This window comes from Pseudomonas sp. MM213 (genome assembly GCF_020423045.1).
Taxonomy (GTDB): Bacteria; Pseudomonadota; Gammaproteobacteria; order Pseudomonadales; family Pseudomonadaceae; genus Aquipseudomonas; species Aquipseudomonas migulae.
Map to the genome: position 1 here is coordinate 3026489 of NZ_CP081943.1, position 20288 is coordinate 3046776.

Annotated in this window: 19 protein-coding genes, 4 tRNA genes and 1 riboswitch; of the genes, 5 read left to right on the forward strand and 18 right to left on the reverse strand. The window is 59.0% G+C overall.

Annotation, left to right across the window (positions count from 1 at the left end):
- Positions 1 to 5: 5 nt before the first annotated feature.
- A complete protein-coding gene (locus K5R88_RS13715) occupies positions 6 to 545 on the reverse strand; it encodes a hypothetical protein (protein WP_226300117.1) in 540 nt (179 codons plus the stop codon).
- Between the two features lie 148 nt (positions 546 to 693).
- Positions 694 to 770 (reverse strand) — tRNA-Arg (locus K5R88_RS13720).
- A gap of 292 nt (positions 771 to 1062) precedes the next feature.
- Between K5R88_RS13720 and K5R88_RS13725 the strand changes: the two genes are divergently transcribed.
- Together K5R88_RS13725 and K5R88_RS13730 are read left to right on the forward strand one after the other, a co-directional pair.
- Positions 1063 to 1296, forward strand: coding sequence for a hypothetical protein (locus tag K5R88_RS13725; protein WP_223449734.1), 234 nt, complete (start codon positions 1063 to 1065; stop codon positions 1294 to 1296).
- A gap of 21 nt (positions 1297 to 1317) precedes the next feature.
- Positions 1318 to 1497, forward strand: coding sequence for a PA3371 family protein (locus K5R88_RS13730; RefSeq protein WP_008033091.1), 180 nt, complete (start codon positions 1318 to 1320; stop codon positions 1495 to 1497).
- Here K5R88_RS13730 and phnN read toward each other — a convergent pair.
- Positions 1472 to 2044, reverse strand: a complete 573-nt coding sequence (gene phnN, locus K5R88_RS13735) for a phosphonate metabolism protein/1,5-bisphosphokinase (PRPP-forming) PhnN (protein WP_226300118.1) — start codon at positions 2042 to 2044, stop codon at positions 1472 to 1474. The two genes, K5R88_RS13730 and phnN, sit on opposite strands and share 26 nt — an antisense overlap.
- Before the next feature lie 388 nt (positions 2045 to 2432).
- Between phnN and K5R88_RS13740 the strand changes: the two genes are divergently transcribed.
- The gene (locus K5R88_RS13740; RefSeq protein WP_003178899.1) at positions 2433 to 2759 is read left to right on the forward strand and encodes an Arc family DNA-binding protein; all 327 of its coding nucleotides are present in this window, start codon (positions 2433 to 2435) and stop codon (positions 2757 to 2759) included.
- Positions 2760 to 2952: 193 nt separating this feature from the next.
- On the opposite strand, the gene mgtE is transcribed toward K5R88_RS13740, so the two are convergent.
- The gene (gene mgtE / locus K5R88_RS13745; protein WP_008033095.1) at positions 2953 to 4395 is read right to left on the reverse strand and encodes a magnesium transporter; all 1443 of its coding nucleotides are present in this window, start codon (positions 4393 to 4395) and stop codon (positions 2953 to 2955) included.
- A gap of 320 nt (positions 4396 to 4715) precedes the next feature.
- Here mgtE and K5R88_RS13750 point away from each other — a divergent pair, with 320 nt between their 5' ends.
- Positions 4716 to 5285, forward strand: coding sequence for a cell envelope protein SmpA (locus tag K5R88_RS13750; protein ID WP_226300119.1), 570 nt, complete (start codon positions 4716 to 4718; stop codon positions 5283 to 5285).
- Here K5R88_RS13750 and K5R88_RS13755 read toward each other — a convergent pair.
- The 7 genes from K5R88_RS13755 to ltaE all read right to left on the reverse strand — a co-directional run bounded on the left by K5R88_RS13755 (position 5256) and on the right by ltaE (position 11221).
- A tRNA-Arg gene (locus K5R88_RS13755) sits at positions 5256 to 5332 on the reverse strand. The two genes, K5R88_RS13750 and K5R88_RS13755, sit on opposite strands and share 30 nt — an antisense overlap.
- 72 nt (positions 5333 to 5404) lie before the next feature.
- Positions 5405 to 5481 (reverse strand) — tRNA-Arg (locus K5R88_RS13760).
- A 108-nt stretch (positions 5482 to 5589) separates the two neighbouring features.
- Positions 5590 to 5680: transfer RNA gene (locus K5R88_RS13765), tRNA-Ser, on the reverse strand.
- Positions 5681 to 5742: 62 nt separating this feature from the next.
- The gene (csrA, locus tag K5R88_RS13770) at positions 5743 to 5931 is read right to left on the reverse strand and encodes a carbon storage regulator CsrA (RefSeq protein ID WP_002554426.1); all 189 of its coding nucleotides are present in this window, start codon (positions 5929 to 5931) and stop codon (positions 5743 to 5745) included.
- Positions 5932 to 6118: 187 nt separating this feature from the next.
- Positions 6119 to 7360, reverse strand: coding sequence for an aspartate kinase (locus K5R88_RS13775; RefSeq protein ID WP_008033100.1), 1242 nt, complete (start codon positions 7358 to 7360; stop codon positions 6119 to 6121).
- A 91-nt stretch (positions 7361 to 7451) separates the two neighbouring features.
- Complete coding sequence (gene alaS, locus K5R88_RS13780; RefSeq protein WP_008038457.1) at positions 7452 to 10070, reverse strand: alanine--tRNA ligase; 2619 nt, start codon at positions 10068 to 10070, stop codon at positions 7452 to 7454.
- Positions 10071 to 10216: 146 nt separating this feature from the next.
- Positions 10217 to 11221: a low-specificity L-threonine aldolase gene (gene ltaE / locus K5R88_RS13785; RefSeq protein WP_207285407.1), complete on the reverse strand. Its 1005-nt coding sequence runs from the start codon at positions 11219 to 11221 to the stop codon at positions 10217 to 10219.
- A gap of 197 nt (positions 11222 to 11418) precedes the next feature.
- Positions 11419 to 11590, forward strand: a riboswitch (FMN riboswitch).
- 102 nt (positions 11591 to 11692) lie between these two features.
- On the opposite strand from ltaE, the gene K5R88_RS13790 reads away from it, so the two are divergent.
- Positions 11693 to 12202 (forward strand): 6,7-dimethyl-8-ribityllumazine synthase, encoded by a 510-nt coding sequence (locus tag K5R88_RS13790; RefSeq protein ID WP_008033105.1) that lies wholly within the window; start codon positions 11693 to 11695, stop codon positions 12200 to 12202.
- Between the two features lie 121 nt (positions 12203 to 12323).
- Here the strand turns inward: K5R88_RS13790 and astE are convergent, their stop codons facing one another.
- The 7 genes from astE to K5R88_RS13825 form a co-directional block, all read right to left on the reverse strand.
- Positions 12324 to 13334, reverse strand: a complete 1011-nt coding sequence (gene astE, locus K5R88_RS13795) for a succinylglutamate desuccinylase (protein ID WP_008033106.1) — start codon at positions 13332 to 13334, stop codon at positions 12324 to 12326.
- 12 nt (positions 13335 to 13346) lie between these two features.
- The gene (locus tag K5R88_RS13800) at positions 13347 to 13634 is read right to left on the reverse strand and encodes a hypothetical protein (protein ID WP_008033108.1); all 288 of its coding nucleotides are present in this window, start codon (positions 13632 to 13634) and stop codon (positions 13347 to 13349) included.
- A 20-nt stretch (positions 13635 to 13654) separates the two neighbouring features.
- Positions 13655 to 15001, reverse strand: coding sequence for an N-succinylarginine dihydrolase (gene astB, locus K5R88_RS13805; protein WP_008033110.1), 1347 nt, complete (start codon positions 14999 to 15001; stop codon positions 13655 to 13657).
- A gap of 138 nt (positions 15002 to 15139) precedes the next feature.
- Complete coding sequence (gene astD / locus K5R88_RS13810) at positions 15140 to 16609, reverse strand: succinylglutamate-semialdehyde dehydrogenase (RefSeq protein WP_192227969.1); 1470 nt, start codon at positions 16607 to 16609, stop codon at positions 15140 to 15142.
- Positions 16606 to 17631, reverse strand: a complete 1026-nt coding sequence (gene astA / locus K5R88_RS13815) for an arginine N-succinyltransferase (RefSeq protein WP_207285408.1) — start codon at positions 17629 to 17631, stop codon at positions 16606 to 16608. Before astA ends, astD begins: the two co-directional genes overlap by 4 nt.
- A 70-nt stretch (positions 17632 to 17701) precedes the next feature.
- On the reverse strand, positions 17702 to 18721 hold the full coding sequence (aruF, locus tag K5R88_RS13820) for an arginine/ornithine succinyltransferase subunit alpha (RefSeq protein ID WP_008033116.1): 1020 nt from the start codon (positions 18719 to 18721) through the stop codon (positions 17702 to 17704).
- Between the two features lie 195 nt (positions 18722 to 18916).
- Complete coding sequence (locus K5R88_RS13825; protein ID WP_008033117.1) at positions 18917 to 20137, reverse strand: aspartate aminotransferase family protein; 1221 nt, start codon at positions 20135 to 20137, stop codon at positions 18917 to 18919.
- Positions 20138 to 20288: the final 151 nt, after the last annotated feature.

Sequence of the window (20288 nt, forward strand, 5' to 3'; positions counted from 1 at the left end):
CGCGCTCAGTTCAGATAGTCGCGCTGCACGCAGGCGCGCCGATCAATCGCCTGCCTGAGCCGCTCCTTGTGATCGGCCCAGGCCATAGGGTCAACCTTGGTGGAGCGCATCAAGACGAGCATGGCCTCCTTGGCGTCCAGGTACTCTGACCAGGCATCGGCAGACCTGAGCTTCAAGCGTTCACGCTCAGTCATCTCCATCCGGCGCAACGCGACGACCGACTCATCGGTAATCACCGGACTCAACGTCAGTTGCACCCGGTGCGGCGCGACGAACTCCTGAGTGTCCGCCACAATCTCCCTCGCCCGCTGGGTACCCCACTTCAATGCGGCGCAGTAATGCTCACCCGCCTTGAGGTCATGATGCTCCTCGCAAATCGGCCAGCCATCAGCGCCGTAGACACCTACAAAAATCTGGGTAACCCCTTCAACACTGATCCGCGCATGCACCTCGATTTGCACGCCACTGCCCAGCACTTCTTCGTGGGTGTGCAGAGGCAATCGCGTGTTGGTCCACAACCAGAATTGGGCGCCCCTGCGTCGCATCGATTTCGCTCCCTGTGTGGTCTTTGGAGTAAGGCACAGCAATGCGCGTCTATCAAATGTTGGTCGTCAGGTGATCGCACACGAAAAAGCCCCGCCGGATGCGAAATCCTGGCGGGGCTTTTTTGACAGCCACAGGGCTGGAAATTGATGGTGTCCCAGGGCAGGTTCGAACTGCCAACCTTCCCCTTAGGAGGGGGATGCTCTATCCAATTGAGCTACTGAGACACAAGTCGCCCGCGAGAAATGCGATGCGATGGACGGCGTGCATGTTAACGGGCGGGTCTGATTTTGTCATGTCGTCCGTAGGCTTTTTAAGTGTAGGCAGATGCCCCTCTACAGCACGGGATTTGTTAACCGTGCAAATTGCATCACCGCAAAAAGCCATCATTGCAAATTGCAATGAGACCACCTTGCACGATTATCTTAATTCTTTGTTTTTAAAGGATTTAATAGCCGTTAGACTCTTGGCACGTCGGCTGCTTCAGCTGTTCTCAAAGAACAACGGAGGTCAGCCCTCATGAACCGCGCCCTTTTACTCTCGAACGCGATCGCTTTGGCGGTTTTTTTGGGTTTTCATTTTGTCCCGCAGAGCGGTGCCGAGCCGGTTGCCCAACGAATGCCTCATTACCTCCAGGTACAGAAGGCACCTCAATTGGCGGTGTTGGGTAATCAGCAGGGTTTTGTCGGTCAAGAAGTGAGTCAGGAAAATGTCCTGCTGCCAGCGCAGTCTTCAGAACGCCTGGCATTTTGAACAACCCATCAGGAGCACAGCATGTCCAAATCAGCCGCAGGATTTTTCGTCCTCGCCCTGCTCAGCGGCATTCTTCATTTATCACTGGTAGAGGACGCAATCGTCACTCTGCCGTTGATTGCCTGCGGCGTTTTCAGTGCGTTGTTTGTGCTGGCGCTGGTCGCTGGGCGCAAGATCAAGTTTGATCCGGTGTTGCGCTGACTTGTAGCAGCTTCAACAGGCCGGCCACTGTGTCCGAAAGTTCGCCTGAATTGTCGAGTTGGTGGATAAGCGTCTCACCGACTGAGGCGTCCGCCGTGAACAGTTCATTTCTGCGCAATCTCGCCTCAATCTCCGCCAGACTTTCACGCCCCCGCCGCAGCAAGCGCTCTCGCAGCACGTCCTCCTTGACCGTCAACAGAATCGGCACCAACGCTGGATAGCAGCGTAGCGCCTGGGCCAAGTGCCCGCGGGAGCCGTTGATCAGGACATCCCTGCCCTCCTTGAGCCATTGATCGATCACGACGGGAATACCGTAATCCAGGCCATTGGCATGCCAGCACAGCGCGAAGTCGCCCTCTTCTTTGCGGCGCGCGAACTCTTCACGGGAAACACCGATGGCATCCTCGCCCACGGATTCGGCTGAACGCGTAATGACCCGACGCACCACTTCGCAGTTGATTGCCTGCAAAGGCTCGCGAGCAGCCTCGATGAGACTGTCCTTGCCGGATCCGGAAGGCCCCATCAGGTAAATCAGTCTGCCATCCATCCTGAATTAGCCCCCCATGTCGTGGTTGCCACTAGTAAATCGGCCAATTGCCACTATTCTGTACGAAGTAAGGAATCGTGATCGAAATCCGCACAGCATGCACCTTCAGGTGTCTCAGGACATCTCCTGTTGTGCAATAGGACGCGGCCAGCGATACGGACATGGGTAGTCTTTTCAAACCAGTCCGCATTTCTGATAATTGGTGCTGGCATAACGCCTTTATCCAGTTCAATATTTGTCACAGAATTGACGCCAATGATCTGGCTTCTTTGAGGCATGATGCGAGCCTCTATCAATTCAGGTTGAACATTTGGCCAGAGTCCTTGTCCTATCAGACATCGCGCGGCCAATCCCGAGAACCGCTCCCCTGAACTAACCGGTTAAATATATGCGCCCATTGAAACAGGCAATTTATTCCAGCCGTACGGCTGACAAGTTCGTCGTACGTCTGCCAGACGGAATGCGTGAACGCATTGCCGAGGTGGCTCGCAATCATCATCGCAGCATGAACTCCGAAATCATTGCGCGCCTTGAGCAGAGTCTCATTCAGGAAGGCGCACTGGGTGAAGAGTTGAGCATGCGACTGGACAGCCCGGAGCTGTCACTGCACGAACGCGAACTGCTGCAGCGCTTCCGCCAACTCTCCCACCGTCAGCAGAACGCACTCGTTTCGCTGATTGCCCACGACGCCGAAATGGCCGCAGACGCCTCCTGATTCATCCGAACGCTCAAGCCAGCTTAATCGCTGGCTTTTTTTTGCCTGAAATTCAGGCACAAAAAAACCCGCCGATTGGCGGGTTAATTGCTCTTGTAGGAGCCAGGCTTGCCGGCGAAGGCGACCCTGAGATCGCCTTCGCCGGCAAGCCTGGCTCCTACGAGCTGATTTGCGGGCTTCAGGCAGAGGGCAATCAGAGCAGGAAGATGGTCGCCAGCCCGAGGAAGATGAAGAAACCACCGCTGTCGGTCATGGCCGTAATCATCACGCTGGCGCCCATCGCCGGATCGCGGCCCATCTTCGCCAGGGTCATGGGGATCAACACCCCCATCAACGCTGCGAGCAACAGGTTAAGCGTCATGGCGGCGGTCATCACCACGCCGAGGGACCAACTGCCATAAAGCAGGTAGGCGACCGCACCAATCACCCCACCCCACACCAAACCGTTGATCAAACCGACGGCCAGCTCCTTGCGCATCAGACGCGAGGTATTGCCGGTACTCACCTGGTCCAGCGCCATGGCGCGAACGATCATGGTGATGGTCTGGTTACCCGAGTTGCCACCGATGCCCGCCACGATCGGCATCAATGCCGCGAGCGCCACCAGCTTCTCGATAGAACCTTCGAACAATCCGATCACGCGAGAGGCAATAAAGGCGGTGATCAGGTTGATTGCCAGCCAGGCCCAACGGTTACGCAGGGACTTCCAGACTGACGCGAAAATATCTTCCTCTTCACGCAGACCCGCCATGTTGAGAACTTCGTTTTCGCTCTCTTCACGAATCAGGTCGACCATTTCATCGATGGTCAGACGGCCGATCAGCTTGCCGTTCTTGTCGACCACCGGGGCCGAGATCAAGTCGTAACGTTCGAACGCCTGTGCAGCATCGTAGGCGTCTTCGTCCGGGTGAAAACTCACCGGGTCGCTGGCCATGACTTCCGATACTTGTTTTTCCGGGTCGTTGACCAGCAGACGCTTGATCGGCAGCACGCCCTTGAGCACGCCGTCGTAATCGACCACAAACAGTTTGTCGGTATGGCCCGGCAGCTCCTTGAGCCGACGCAGGTAGCGCAACACCACTTCGAGACTGACGTCCTCACGGATCGTCACCATCTCGAAGTCCATCAGCGCACCGACCTGCTCCTCGTCATAGGACAACGCGGAGCGGACGCGCTCACGCTGTTGACCGTCGAGGGTTTCCATCAGCTCGTGGACGACGTCTCGCGGCAGCTCGGAGGCCAGGTCAGCCAGTTCGTCGGCATCCATGTCCTTGGCCGCCGCCAGGAGCTCGTGATCGTCCATGTCGGCGATCAGGGTTTCACGTACCGAGTCGGACACTTCGAGCAGGATGTCGCCGTCGCGGTCAGCCTTGACCAATTGCCAGAGCGTCAGACGATCGTCCAGCGGCAAGGCTTCAAGGATGTAGGCAACGTCGGCGGAGTGCAGGTCATCGAGCTTGCGTTGCAGCTCGACGAGGTTTTGCCGGTGAACCAGGTTTTCAACCCGATCGTGATGCGGACCTTCCTGGCGATGAGTCAGGTCTTCGACCACCCGCTGACGCTGCAACAGCTCAATCACTTGAGCGAGGCGGTCCTGCAGGCTTTCTTGCGTTTTCTTTACTTCAACTTCGGACATAGGCGAACTCCACTCCCAGCAGCGGGGCACGCCGGAAGGATCAATCAGTCAATTCATGATTGGAAAAGCGGTTTACTGAATTACTACTGGGTAAGTCCATGGAGGTATTCCACAAGCCCCGGCGGGGCTGACGGGCGCAATGATACACCGCCCAACGGTTTTAAATGTTAAAAAATCGCGGCTGAAACAAGCGCTTGCGAGACAAACCTGAGCGCCGTCCTGATCCGTGAAAATGCGACGACTCATTCTGAAAAGAAAACACACCAGCACTGAAAAATGTAGCGGCTACCCTTGAGTCAGACCGTCATGGAGGACGTTTGATGCCATTGAATGCCTGTTATTTTCTGCTGATCGCCCTGCTCTGCCTGCCGCCCGTGGCACTTGCCTCAACCGTTCACCGCTGCGAGGCAGCAAACGGCCGCATCACCTTCACCACGCTGAGTTGTACGGCCGGAGAAAGCCTTTCGCTCCAGGAAGTGCGCACGTTTACCCCCGGCAGCACAGTGTCGCTGATGCCGGAAGCGGACTTTCGTGAAACATCACGTATGAATATCAAAAGGAGGGAGCCGACAGTCGTCGGCCAGGCAGAGGACAACTGTGGAAACCTGATCGATGCCAGGGAACGCAGGGAAGCAATCATCAATCAACGGATTGTCGCCGGCATGACCCGGCAAGACGTCGAAAGCGCCCTCGGCAAGCCAGACAAGATCAGCATTCGCAATTCGGCCACGAGCTACCGATACGACACCAAGCGAGGTCGTAGCGCACACGTCGAATTCGATGAGAGAGGTTGTACCAGAGGAAAAGCCAAATCCCAGACGGCAAAAAAGCCCGCGTTAAACGCGGGCTTTTTTGTTGTTTGGTGCACTCGACAGGATTCGAACCTGTGACCGCTCGGTTCGTAGCCGAGTACTCTATCCAGCTGAGCTACGAGTGCAATTTGTGTTTTTAGACCAGATCACAACTGGTTGAAACAGAGTAGCTCACATCACTGCAAACAACTCTTAAATGGTGCACTCGACAGGATTCGAACCTGTGACCGCTCGGTTCGTAGCCGAGTACTCTATCCAGCTGAGCTACGAGTGCATTTGTTGCCGCGCATTATAGGCCGTCGAATCTTTTTGTAAAGCGCTTTTTTCTAGTAATTTCAACAACTTACCGAAGAAGCCAGATTACAACGTACTACGCAAATAATGGCGGAGAACGGGGGATTCGAACCCCCGACACCCTTTTGAGGTGTACTCCCTTAGCAGGGGAGCGCCTTCGGCCACTCGGCCAGCTCTCCGCAACACGGGGCGTATATTAACCAGCTTCTTCCCCGTTTGCAAACATAAAAAACGATAAAAATTAATGGCTTGGTTCTTCGTCCTTCTCTTTCTTTATACGCAGGTAAATTTCCTCACGGTGGACCGCAACCTCTTTCGGGGCGTTGACACCGATACGCACTTGATTTCCTTTAACGCCGAGCACGGTCACGGTGATTTCTCCATCACCAATAATCAGGCTTTCTGCGCACCGACGAGTCAGAATCAGCATACCTTTCTCCTCACGCATTTCATTTCAGGGACAACAGTCTGCAAAAAAAAGGCACTCGACCTACAACCTGAAAGATCGTAGCCCTACATGCCTGAGTATTGACCAGCGCGGGCAAAAGAACAGCTTCGAGCCGCACCATTCAAAAAAACAAAAGGGCGCGGTCAGACCGCGCCCTTCGGCAAACGCATCACTCGCCCGTTCGGGCCGGCGCGTCCAGTTCGAAAGCCGTGTGCAGGGCGCGCACAGCCAGTTCCAGGTACTTCTCTTCGATCACCACGGAAACCTTGATTTCCGAAGTCGAGATCATCTGGATGTTGATGCTTTCTTTCGCCAGGGATTCGAACATGCGGCTGGCCACACCTGCGTGGGAGCGCATGCCGACACCGACGATCGAGACCTTGGCGATCTTGATGTCGCCAACGACTTCACGGGCACCGATCTCGCGAGCGGTGTTTTCCAGCACGGTTTGCGCGGCCTGGAAGTCGTTGCGGTGTACGGTGAAGGTGAAGTCGGTGGTGTTATCGTGCGCAACGTTCTGCACGATCATGTCGACTTCGATGTTCGCGGCGCTGATCGGGCCGAGAATCTTGAATGCAACGCCCGGGGTGTCTGGCACGCCACGGATGGTCAGCTTGGCTTCATCGCGGTTGAAAGCGATGCCGGAAATGATCGGCTGTTCCATGGTTTCCTCTTCATCAATAGTAATGAGGGTGCCCGGACCCTCCTTGAAGCTGTGCAGTACGCGCAGCGGAACGTTGTACTTGCCGGCGAATTCCACCGCACGGATCTGCAACACCTTGGAACCGAGGCTGGCCATTTCCAGCATCTCTTCAAAGGTAATCTTGTCCAGGCGCTGGGCCACGGACACCACACGCGGGTCGGTGGTGTAGACGCCGTCGACGTCGGTGTAGATCTGGCATTCGTCAGCCTTCAAGGCTGCCGCCAGCGCCACGCCGGTGGTGTCGGAACCGCCACGACCGAGGGTGGTGATGTTGCCGTGCTCGTCGACGCCCTGGAAACCGGCGACAACCACCACACGACCTGCTTTCAGATCACCGCGAATCTTCTGGTCATCAATCTGCAAGATACGCGCTTTATTGTGCGCGCTATCCGTCAGAATCCGTACCTGGTTGCCGGTGTAGGACACCGCTGGCACGCCGCGCTTGATCAGCGCCATGGCCAACAGGGCAATCGTCACCTGCTCACCGGTGGAGACGATCACATCCAACTCACGCGGAACCGGTTGACCGTCGCCACTGATTTGCTTGGCCAGATCGATCAGACGGTTGGTTTCGCCGCTCATTGCAGACAGCACAACCACCAGGTCATCGCCGGCATCGCGGAATTTCTTAACCTTGTCGGCGACCTGCTCGATTCTCTCGACAGTGCCGACCGAGGTGCCTCCAAATTTCTGTACGATCAAAGCCATTTCAAAGCCGCCTCTGCCCATGAAGGGCGCCCAAATAATCACTCAAACAGCGTTCCGGCCCACCACTAGACTGTGGGCCGGACACACTGCCTTATAAACCCTGCTCTACAAATGGAACAGTCAGGGCCAATGCCGCATCCAGTGCGCCAGCGTCAGTACCACCGCCCTGCGCCATGTCTGGACGACCACCGCCCTTCCCGCCCACTGCCGCAGCGGCTTGCTTCATCAAATCACCGGCTTTGAGTTGGCCAGTCAGGTCTTTGGTTACGCCTGCAACCAGAACGACCTTTTCCTCATGGACACTGCCGAGCAGGATCACTGCGCGGCCGAGTTTGTTTTTCAGTTGATCGACCAGCGCCAGCAGCGCCTTGCCGTCCTGACCGTCCAGACGCACGGCCAGTACTTTCACGCCTTTGACGTCCAGGGCGGAAGCCGACAGATCGTCGCCCGCCGCGCTGGCAGCCTTGGCCTGCAACTGCTCGAGTTGCTTCTCCAGCAGACGGTTGCGCTCCAGCACAGCCGACAGCTTGTCGATCAGGTTGTCGCGGCTGCCCTTGACCAGGTTGGCCGCTTCCTTGAGTTGTTCTTCGGCAGCGTTCAAGTATGCCAGCGCTGCAGCGCCGGTGACCGCTTCGATACGACGCACACCGGAAGCCACACCGCCTTCGCTGATGATTTTCAGCAGGCCGATGTCGCCGGTACGGTTGGCGTGGATCCCGCCGCACAGCTCGACGGAGAAATCGCCGCCCATGCTCAGTACGCGCACGTTGTCGCCATACTTCTCGCCAAACAGCGCCATGGCGCCTTTTTGCTTGGCGGTTTCGATATCGGTTTCTTCGGTTTCAACAGCCGTGTTCTTGCGAATCTCGGCGTTGACGATGTCTTCCAGCGCCTTCAGTTGCTCAGGCTTGATGGCTTCGAAGTGGCTGAAGTCAAAGCGCAGGCGCTGACTGTCGACCAGCGAACCTTTCTGCTGAACGTGATCGCCCAGCACCTGACGCAATGCCGCGTGCAGCAAGTGAGTGGCCGAGTGGTTCAGCGAAGTCGCGTGGCGCACGTCGGCTTCGACGTGGGTCTCGACCGGCGAACCGATAGTCAGGCTGCCCAATGCCTGCACACCGTGGTGCAGGAACGCGCCACCGGTCTTGGTGGTGTCGCGCACGTCGAAACGGCCGATGTTCGATTGCAGGTAACCGCAGTCGCCAACCTGACCGCCGGATTCAGCGTAGAACGGGGTCTGATCGAGAACGATCACGCCCTCTTCGCCTTCACTCAAGACGTCGACGGACTTGCCTTCTTTATAGATAGCGACAATTTTCGCCGAACCACTGGTGGCCTTGTAGCCGGTGAATTCGGTGGCCACGTCAACCTTGACCAGCGTGTTGTAGTCCAGACCGAACGAACTGGCGGAACGGGCACGGACGCGCTGGGCTTCCATTTCACGCTCGAAGCCGGCTTCGTCGACGGTCAGGTTGCGCTCGCGGGCGATGTCCGCGGTCAGGTCCATCGGGAAACCGTAGGTGTCGTAGAGTTTGAACACCACGTCGCCCGGCACCACGGTGCCTTTGAGTTCCAGCAGATCCTGCTCGAGAATTTTCAGGCCGTGCTCCAGGGTCTTGGAGAACTGCTCTTCTTCGGCCTTGAGCACGCGCTCGATGTTGGCTTGTTGCTTCTGCAGTTCCGGGAACGCCTCGCCCATCTCGGCAACCAGCGCCGCGACGATCTTGTAGAAGAAGCTGCCGGTCGCGCCCAGCTTGTTACCGTGACGGCACGCACGACGAATGATCCGGCGCAGCACGTAGCCACGACCTTCGTTGGACGGCAGCACGCCGTCGGCAATCAGGAAACCGCACGAACGGATGTGATCGGACACAACCTTCAGCGAAGACTGATCGTCATTGGTGCAGCCAATGGCCTTGGCCGATGCGCTCAGCAGGTTCTTGAACAGGTCGATTTCATAGTTGGAATGAACGTGCTGCATCACCGCACTGATCCGCTCCAGGCCCATGCCGGTGTCGACCGACGGTGCTGGCAGCGGATGCAACACGCCATCGGCGGTGCGGTTGAACTGCATGAACACGTTGTTCCAGATCTCGATGTAACGGTCGCCGTCTTCTTCCGGCGAGCCCGGTGGGCCGCCCCAGATGTCGGCGCCGTGATCGTAGAAAATCTCGGTGCAAGGACCGCACGGGCCGGTATCGCCCATGGTCCAGAAGTTGTCGGAGGCGTAAGGCGCGCCCTTGTTGTCGCCGATGCGGATCATGCGCTCGACTGGCACACCGATCTGCTGGGTCCAGATGTCATAGGCTTCGTCATCCGAGGCATAGACCGTTACCCAGAGTTTTTCCTTGGGCAGCTTCAGGACGCCGGTCAGGAAGGTCCAGGCGTAGGTGATTGCGTCGTGCTTGAAATAGTCACCGAAGCTGAAGTTACCCAGCATTTCGAAGAAGGTGTGGTGACGAGCGGTATAACCGACGTTTTCCAGGTCACTGTTCTTGCCACCGGCACGCACGCATTTCTGGCTGCTGGTCGCACGGGTGTACGCACGTTTTTCCTGGCCCAGGAAACAGTCCTTGAACTGGTTCATCCCCGCGTTAGTGAACAGCAGGGTTGGGTCGTTGCCCGGAATCAAAGAGCTGGAGGCTACACGAGTGTGGCCTTGCTCTTCGAAGAAGCGAAGGAAGGCTTCACGGATTTCTGCGCTTTTCATTAGGTTCTTCCACGGAGGCTGCGGCCAAAGGCCTGTGCGAAACGTCAACAGACGAAGCGACGGCAAAGGGCCGCATTATATCGGCCCAGCGCGCGGGGTACAGCGTGTTTATACGATAGAAACGGTCAATTGGACGGCTAACGCTGTCAGTTGCGCGAAAACTCGACGAATGTCGCGATGACTTGCTCGATTTGCGCGCGGCTCACGTCCATGTGCGTGACCATTCTAAGACGACCGGCGGCGCTGAGTTTGATCCCGCGCTCAGCGGCAAACGCCTTGATCGCCTCGGCCTTGTCGCCCATCTGCACATAAACCATGTTGGTTTGCACCGGTTCGACTTCGTAACCGGCTTTTCGCAGTCCGTCCGCGAGGAATTGCGCGTTGGCATGATCGTCCGCCAGACGCAGGACGTTGTTATCCAGTGCGTACAGCCCCGCCGCCGCCAGAATCCCGGCCTGACGCATGCCGCCGCCGACCATCTTGCGCAGACGGCGCGCCTTGCCGATCAACTCGACCGAGCCGCACAACACCGAACCGATCGGCGCGCCCAGCCCCTTGGACAGGCAGACTGACACCGAATCGAAATGCTGGGTGATTTCCCGGGCATCGACACCCAGTTTGACCGCCGCGTTGTACAGGCGAGCGCCGTCGAGGTGCAGTTGCAACCCGTGTTCGCGAGTGAAACTGCGCGCCCGGGCCAGATACTCCAGCGGCAGCACCTTGCCCTGCATGGTGTTTTCCAGCGCCAGCAAGCGGGTGCGGGCGAAATGGAAGTCGTCCGGTTTGATCGCGGCGGCCACCTGAGCCAGGTCCAGCGAGCCGTCGGCCTGCACTTCCAGCGGTTGCGGCTGGATCGAACCGAGCACCGCCGCGCCGCCACCTTCGTACTTATACGTGTGCGCCTGTTGGCCAACGATGTATTCGTCACCGCGCTCGCAGTGCGCCATCAGGCCCAGCAGGTTGCTCATGGTGCCGGTCGGCACGAACAGCGCCGCGGCAAAGCCCAGGCGTTTCGCCAACTCGGCTTCCAGACGATTGACCGTCGGATCTTCACCGTAGACGTCGTCACCGGTGGCCGCGTTGGCCATCGCGTCGAGCATCCCTGGAGTCGGCTGAGTGACGGTGTCGCTGCGAAGATCGATAACGCTCATGAATCTGGCCTCGGTAAGCAGGGGAAAATCCCTTTCGGAATGGAATTACTGCGGTCATGTCGACGAATAATCAACCCTTGGGCGAGGAAAAGACGCAGCAAGTGAGCGAAAAAGTCGATAGCAATCATCAGATAGCAGCAATGCACGGCTGAGAAATATGTGTTAAAAACGCTGCGCCGCCAGACAATCTGTCGGCAAAACGTTCTCAGGGCGGGGTGCAACTCCCCACCGGCGGTAATTGCGCGCAATGCGCATAGCCCGCGAGCGCTTGGCGACAGGCACGGCTTCGGCGGTGTTTGACGGCAAGGTCAGCAGACCCGGTGTGATCCCGGGGCCGACGGTCATAGTCCGGATGAAGAGAGAACGGGATTGGCACCAAAGGGCCGTCCGCAGGCATTCGTGCGAGCGTGCGTACCCTTAAATCCCATTCGATTCATATGCCCTGTTTTTTACATAAACAGGAGTCAGAACATGCAACCCACCGCAATCGACAGCAAAAGCAAACACCATCAGGGCGAGCGCGTTGCGTTCATCCAGGCCTGCTGGCACAAGGAAATCGTCGATCAGAGCCGTAAGGGCTTCGTCGCAGAAATGATTGCTCAGGGTTATCAGGAATCCGACATCGACTTCTTCGAAGTCGGCGGCGCCTTTGAAATGCCCCTGCACGCCAAGTTGCTGGCCAAGACCGGCCGTTATGCCGGTATTGTCGCGGCAGCCCTGGTTGTGGACGGCGGGATCTACCGTCACGAATTCGTCGCCCAGTCTGTGGTCAGCGGCCTGATGCAGGTTCAATTGGAAACCGAAGTGCCGGTGTTCTCGGTGTCCCTGACCCCGCACCACTTCCATGCCGGCGAAGAGCATCAGAAGTTCTTCTTCGAGCATTTCGTGCACAAAGGCCAGGAAGCGGCGAAGACGTGTGCGGATACGCTGAGCAAGATTCGGGCGTTGCGTCGTACTGAGCCACGCGCAGTAGCCGTCTAAACACCGCTCCCCCTGTAGGAGCGAGGCTTGCCCGCGAAAGCGATTTAACATTCAACATCATCGCTGAATCTGGAATCGCTTTCGCGGGCAAGCCTCGCTCCTACAGAGTCAGCGTCGTCAGTTAGGCCAGGTTTTCGTCGGTGGTCGGCACGATCAGGATGCCGGCGCGCAGGCCGTTCTTGACCTTGGGGTTCGGGAAGATAATCCGCGCGCCCTCTTCTTCGATGATCCAGCGCGTCTGGGCGATGTCTTCGGCCAACAGATAACCCACTTCCAGTTCCGAAAAATTCTCGATGTCCGCCGGCAGGTTCAAGCGGAAGCTATCGCTGTGCTTGATGATTTCCCGTGCCACGCTGAACAACTGCAACCCATTCAGCGCCTCTTCGGTCAGTTCCGGCTCGGTGCCTTCGATGATCTGTTTAAGGCGGGTTTCCAGCAGGGAGACGTTGACCCCGTCGTTCTGTCCGAACGGCCGCGCCTTGCCCAACTCCAGGGTGAAAGACTCGGCACCCAGCTTGTCGTAGGTGTAGGAACTGAAAACGATGGACGGCTTGTTTTGCAGCAGCACCGCTTCCATGCCGGCGGCGCGCAGGCGAGCCAGTTCCTGACGGGAATGCTGGCGATCTTCTTTCCACGGATACAACGCAAACTGCTCGATCTTCGAGCCTCGAATCGCCGTATGCAGGTCGTAATGCAGACGATCGCGATCCGGCAGGCTGAAGAAACTGGCGGCCAGCCGCTCCAGTTCACAGGCGCGCAGGGCTTCGGAGCCGCTGGTTTGTTCGTGACGGCCGTTGAACAGCCGATTGACGTCCTGTTCGATGAAACGCTCGCCCTTGCGAATCGCTTCCGGGTTGCCGAACAGGAACAGAATACGTGCGCGCGGCTTCAAATCGCCGCGAGCGATGTCATGCAACAGGCGATCGAGCAACTCGATCGGCGCTGTTTCGTTGCCATGGATCCCGGCTGACAGCAGCAGGTCCAGGCCATTGTCGCGAGCTTCAGGTGGCCGGACTTCCAGCGCACCTTCGCTCAACCAGCGCATGCGTACGCCTTCGACAGTCAGTTGAGTCTTCTCCGCCGGTTCGCGGCCGGCGAGGGTCAGTTCAAGCAGTTTGCCGAGGGCGAGCATAGAGCGGTTTCCTTAGTGGTCGTGGGCGCAATCCGGGCCGTGCACGTGGTCTTCGTCGCCGACTTCAGCCGGTTCCATTTCCAGTTGCAGACTTACCAGATTAGTCGCCAATGGGCGCAGCAGCAGGTTGGCGTATTCAGCGTCACCTTCTTCGACGTCCACGCCGATCAGCAATTGGCCGCGGCCATCGTGCTGAATCCACAGCTCTTTGCCTTGCCAAATGACAGCGACGCGGGTGCAGGAAGTTTCCAGTTGCGTGCCGTCGGTGTCTTCAAGGATCAGCTGCAGGGTATCGCTCATGTGTTTTACGCTCTCGACGTTCAATTGATCTGGAATGGATAAACCGCGCCCAGTTTAAGGATTTGCGTCAGTTCATCCAGTGCCGTCCGGCACTCAAGCAGCAATTGCGGGTCCGCAAGGTCGGTTTCGGCCATGCGGTCGCGGTAGTGCTTTTCGACCCATTCGGTCAGCGTGCCGTACAACGGTGCCGTCATGATAACCCCTGGGTTGACGGCCGCCAGTTCGGTTTCATTCAGTGCCACGCGCAAACGCAGGCACGCCGGGCCACCGCCGTTCTGCATGCTTTGCTTCAGATCGAAGACTTTGACTTCGCGGATCAGGCCGCCAGAACTGGTCAGGCTTTGCAGGTACTGCCAGACGCGTTCGTTGCCACGGCACTCTTCCGGCACGATCAACAGCATCGAGCCGTCAGGACGCGACAGCAACTGGCTGTTGAACAGGTAGGAACGCACCGCGTCTTCCACGGTAACCGCCGAACGGGGTACGCACACCGACTGGAATTTGCCGCCGACCTTGGCGAGTTTGCTTTGCAGCTCGGCCAGCATCTGCTCGGTGTCGAGGAACGCGTCCTCGTGATAGAACAGCACCTCGCCGTTACCCACCGCGATCACGTCGTTGTGGAACACGCCCTGATCGATCACCGCAGGATTCTGCTGGGCGTAGACCACGCCGTCATCGCTCAAACCGTGCAGACGAGCGACAGCTTGCGAGGCTTCGAGGGTCTGGCGCGCCGGGTATTTCTGCGGTGCCGGGTAGCGGTTATCGAACGCGCTGCGACCGAACACAAAGAACTCGACGCCGGCTTCACCGTATTCACGGCAGAAACGCGTGTGGTTGGCTGCGCCTTCGTCACCGAATTGCGCCACGGCCGGCAACGCCGCGTGGTGAGCGAAGTGCTTCTGGTCAGCGAACATTGCACCCAGTACACGACTGGTGGTCGGGTGCTCGATGCTGCGGTGGTATTTGCAGTTGAGGTTGGCGGCGGTGAAATGCACGCGACCGTCGGCGGTATCAGCGCTCGGGCTGACCGTGGCGGCGTTGGCCACCCACATGCTCGACGCCGAGCAACTGGCGACCAGCAACGGCATCGCGTCTTTCGCAGCCTGCTCGATCACTTGCGCGTCGGTGCCGCTGAAGCCCAGGCGACGCAGGGCGGCGACATCAGGACGCTCTTGCGGGGCCAGAACGCCTTGTTGAAAGCCCATTTCCATCAGCGCTTTCATTTTCGCCAGGCCTTGCAGCGCAGCTTCCTTCGGGTTCGAAGACTGCTGGCTGTTGCTCTGGGACGCGACGTTGCCGTAGGACAGGCCGCCGTAGTTATGGGTCGGCCCCACTAGACCGTCAAAATTGACTTCATAGGATTTCATCAGCGAGGCTCCACGAGAATCTGTTTTTATAGGCTTCAGTAACTATTCAGTACGACCGCGTTGCGGCCTTCGCGGGCAAGCCTCGCTCCTACAGGTTCAATGGGATCCGTAGGAGCGAGGCTTGCCCGCGAATGGGCGCTACGCCATCTTCACGCCAGGCGTAAGGGCCGCTGGCAACGTCAGGCTCGGCGTTTCCAGCGAGGCCACCGGGTACGCGCAGTAATCTGCCGCGTAATAGGCGCTGGCGCGGTGGTTGCCCGAGGCGCCGACGCCGCCGAACGGTGCGCTGCTCGCAGCACCGGTCAGTTGTTTGTTCCAGTTGACGATACCGGCACGGCTTTCCAGCCAGAACTGCTGATAACGCGCTTCGGAATCCGACAGCAAACCGGCCGCCAGGCCATAGTCGGTGTCGTTGGCTTCAGCGATGGCCGCTTCAAAATCAGCGTAGCGGATCACTTGCAGCAACGGGCCGAACAGCTCTTCGTCAGGACGATCGGCAACGGCGGTCACGTCCAGAATACCTGGGGTCAGCAACGCGGCTTGTGCCTCAGGCTGAGTCATTTCCAGCAACGCCACGGCGCCATTGGCCAGCAGATGTTCCTGCGCATCCATCAGCGCTTTTGCCGCGCCAAGGGAAATCACCGAGCCCATGAACGGCGCTGGCTGCTGATCGAACGCACCGACTTCAATCGTCGAGCTGACCGCCACCAGACGCGCCAGGAGCGTGTCGCCCCAGGCGCCCTGCGGCACCAGCAAGCGGCGGGCACAGGTGCAACGTTGACCGGCAGAAATGAAAGCGGACTGAATGATGGTGTACACCGCTGCATCCAGATCAGCGACCTCATCGACCACCAACGGGTTATTACCCCCCATCTCCAGCGCGAGGATCTTGTCCGGACGACCGGCGAACTGCTGGTGCAGGTGATTGCCGGTGCGGCTCGAACCGGTGAAGAACAGACCGTCGATACCCGGGTTCGCCGCCAGGGCGATACCGGTTTCGCGAGCGCCTTGCAGCAGGTTCAACACGCCGGCTGGCAGGCCGGCTTCGATCCAGCACTTGACCGTCAGTTCGGCGACTTTCGGGGTCAGCTCGCTCGGTTTGAACAGCACGCTGTTACCGGCCAGCAGCGCCGGCACGATGTGACCGTTGGGCAAGTGACCCGGGAAGTTGTAAGGACCGAACACCGCGACCACGCCATGTGGCTTGTGGCGCAATACGGCGGTGGCGTCGCCCAGCGGGCCGCTCTTCTCGCCGGTGCGTTCGCGGTAGCTCTGCACCGAAATCGCAATCTTGTTGACCATGCTGGTCACTTCAGTCGCCGCTTCCCACAGCGGTTTACCGGTTTCTTCACCGATGCAACGCGCCAGTTCGTCAGCGTTGTTTTTCAGCGCGCCAGCAAAGGCTTCCAGCACCGAAATACGTTCTTCCAAAGTACGACGGGCCCAACCCGGAAACGCCTGACGCGCGGCTTGCACGGCAGACTCAACCTGAGCAGCGGTAGCGCCCTCGCCGGCCCACAGCACTTGCTGGGTCACCGGGTTCAACGATTGGAAGGCTTCACCCTGACCGGCCAGCCATTCACCTGCGATGTATAGCGAATTCATTATTTCGACTCCCGAGCAGCAGACAACGGAACGGCGCGCACTTGATCGCCGGCGTTGAGTTGAAGACGTTTGGCGGTCAGCGGATCGACTACCAGCGTACCGGCGGCAAGACGTGCGGGAGCGGCAGTGATCCGGCAGTCTTCGCGCTTGCGGTTGTGAATGATGAATGGCGTGGCGTCGTCACCCGGCGTGCCAACGGCCAACACCAGCGCCTGACTGTCTCGCACGGCGCGGATCTTGCCGGTTTCGCATTCGATGGCCGGGCCGGCGTCGAAAATGTCGACGTAACCCTGGTAGCTGAAACCTTCGCTCTTGAGCATGGCCAGCGCCGGCTCGGTGTCCGGGTGAACCTGACCGATCACGTTACGTGCATCCGGCGACAGGAAGCAGGTGTACAGCGGGAATTTCGGCATCAGTTCGGCGATGAACGCCTTGTTGCCCACGCCGGTCAGGTAATCGGCCTGGCTGAATTCCATTTTGAAGAAGTGTCGACCCAGGCTTTCCCAGAACGGCGAACGCCCTGCTTCGTCGGAGACACCGCGCATTTCGGCAATGATCTTGTTGCCGAACAGTTGCGGGAACTCGGCGATGAACAGCATTCGCGCCTTGGACAACATGCGGCCGTTGAGGCCGGTGCGGAAATCGGCGTGCAGGAACAACGAGCACAATTCCGAGTTGCCGGTCAGGTCGTTGGCCAGAAACAGCGTCGGGATTTCGCGGTAGATGTTCAGCTCTTGCGAAGCGCTGACCGTCAGGCCGACCCGGAAGTTGTACCAGGGCTCACGCAGGCCGACGGCGCCGGCAATGGCGGAAATGCCCACCACACGACCGTTGTCGTCTTCGAGGACGAACAGGTAGTCCGCATCGCCGCGCCCGGCCTCGCCGCGAAAGGTCTTCTCGGCCCAGCCGACCCGATGGGCCAGACGCTCTTCGTTGGCCGGCAAGGTGGTCAGGCCGGTGCCGGTGCTACGGGCCAGGTCGATCAGAGCGGGTAAATCGCTGCTGCGTACGGGACGAACGATCATGCTATCTCCTCAAACGGGCCGCTTGCGCCACCCGCGAAACACTTGCTGCTTTCCAGGTTGAAAGCAGGCGTTAAACCGCCACCAGGCGCACGCTTGCACCTTCACCGACGCCCAGGGCTTCGGCCGCTTCCAGATCCAGGGTCACGGGTTTGCCCGGCGCGTAATCGAGCTCGAGCAACACGGCGCGGTAATCCTGCAACTGCGCATTGGCCACCAGGTACTGACGCCCTGCGCCTTTGACCGGCTCGCCGATTTTCACCGGCACGACACGGCTCTGGGCGATCGAACGGATCCCCGAAACACGCGCATGCAACGTCGGACCACCGTCGAAAATGTCGATGTAGTGATCGGTCTCGAAGCCTTCGCGCATCAGGATGTCGAAAGTGATCTGCGCCCGTGGGTGCACCTGGCCCATCGCTTCTTGCGCGGAGTCCGGCAGCAACGGCACGTAGATCGGGTAATGCGGCATCAGCTCGGCGAGGAACGTGCGGCTCTTCAGACCGCACAGACGCTCGGCTTCGGCGTAGTTGAGGTCGAAGAAGTTGCGACCGATGGCGTCCCAGAACGGCGAGTCGCCATTTTCATCGCTGTAACCGACGATCTCGGTCACCACGGAATCGGCAAAGCGCTCCGGATGGCTGGCCACGAACAGCAAGCGGCCACGGGAGTTGAGCTCGGCCCACGGCGAACCCACCAACTCGCGCTGCACGTAGAAACTGGTCAGCAAGCTGTTGCCGGTCAGGTCGTGGCACTGGGAGAGCACGTGAATCTTGTTATGAATCTTCAGCTCGCGGGAGGCGTGCACGAAGGTTTCATTGCGGAAGCTGTAGAACGGCTCGGAATAACCGGCCGAGGCGACGATGGCCGAGCAACCGGCCAGCTTGCCGGTGGCGGTGTCTTCGAGGACGAAGAAATAGCTCTCTTCACCGTTGAAGCTGACTTCGGCAGCGAACGAGGCTTCGCTCGCGGCGATCTTGTCGCTCAGGCGTTCAACGTCATCCGGCAAGGAAGTGACACCAATCGGGCTGTCCGCAGCCAGACGCTGTACCTCGCCCAGATCAGCCATTTGCGCGGGGCGCATCACCAGCATGGTGTCACTCCTTTCTCATACTCTTTGAGGAAAATAAGCCGGCCCTTGTAGGAGCGAAGCTTGCTCGCGAAGGTGTGTCAGTCACAGTGATGTCGACTGACACACCTTCGCGAGCAAGCTTCGCTCCTACAGAAAAGCGGGGCCGGCATCAAAATTGGGTTCGACGCCTGAAATCATCAGGCGTCGAAGGGTCTATCAGGCTTGCGTCAGTTTTGCCGCAGCGCGCTCGAAACGATCCAGGCCGGCATCGATATCGGCGTCTTCAACCACCAGGCTTGGCGCAAAACGCACCACGTCCGGGCCGGCTTGCAGGACCATCAGGCCTTCGCGCTCGGCGGCGTTGAAGATGTCCTTCGCCTTGCCTTTCCAGGCCTCGCTCAGCACGCAACCGATCAACAGGCCCATGCCACGAACCTTGGTGAACAGGCCGTACTTCTCGCCGATCTGCTCCAGGCGAGCCTTGAACTTGTCGTGTTTGGCGTTGACGCCGGCCAGCACTTCAGGGGTGTTGATCACGTCGATCACCGCTTCGGCGACGGCGCACGCCAGCGGGTTACCGCCGTAGGTGGTGCCGTGAGTGCCGACGACCAGGTGTTTGGCCAGGTCTTCGGTGGTCAGCATGGCTGCGATCGGGAAACCGCCGCCCAGGCTCTTCGCGCTGGTCAGGATGTCCGGGATCACGCCGTAATGCTGGTAGGCGAACAGATGGCCAGTACGGCCCATGCCGGTCTGCACTTCGTCGAAGATCAGCAGCGCGTTGTGCGCGGTGCACAGGTCACGGGCGCCTTGCAGGTATTCGAGTTCGGCCGGGATAACACCGCTCTCGCCCTGGATCGGCTCCAGAACCACAGCGCAGGTCTTGTCGGAAATGGCGGCTTTCAGCGCGGCCAGATCGTTGTACGGCACATGGGTGATGCCGGTGATTTTCGGACCGAAACCGTCGGAATACTTCGACTGGCCACCGACGTTCACGGTGAACAGGGTACGGCCGTGGAAGCTGTTGAGCGCGGCGATGATTTCGTACTTCTCGCTGCCAAACCGATCATGGCCGACACGACGGGCCAGCTTGAAAGCGGCCTCGTTGGCTTCGGCGCCGGAGTTGCAGAAGAACGCACGCTCGGCAAAGGTTGCGTCGATCAGCTTGTGCGCCAGGCGCAGGGCAGGCTCGTTGGTGAACACGTTGGACACGTGCCACAGCTTGTTCGCCTGCTCGGTCAAGGCACCGACCAGCGCCGGGTGCGCATGGCCCAATACGTTAACGGCAATCCCGCCGGCGAAGTCGATCAGCTCGCGGCCAGACTGGTCCCATACGCGGGAACCGGCGCCACGCACAGGAATGAAGGCGGCAGGCGCATAGTTGGGAACCATTACCTGGTCGAAATCGGCGCGTTCTACCGCAGCGTGCTCAACGGACATCGGAGTCTCCTGAAGAGGAACACTCGCCGGAAACTGGCGAGCGATGGGGGGATTGTAAGGACAGTTTTCAGCCCGGCCTTGCCGCCAAGCGACAACTTCTTATAGCGCAAACCCCGGTTTCAGCCGGGTTTACGGCAATGCGACATATAGC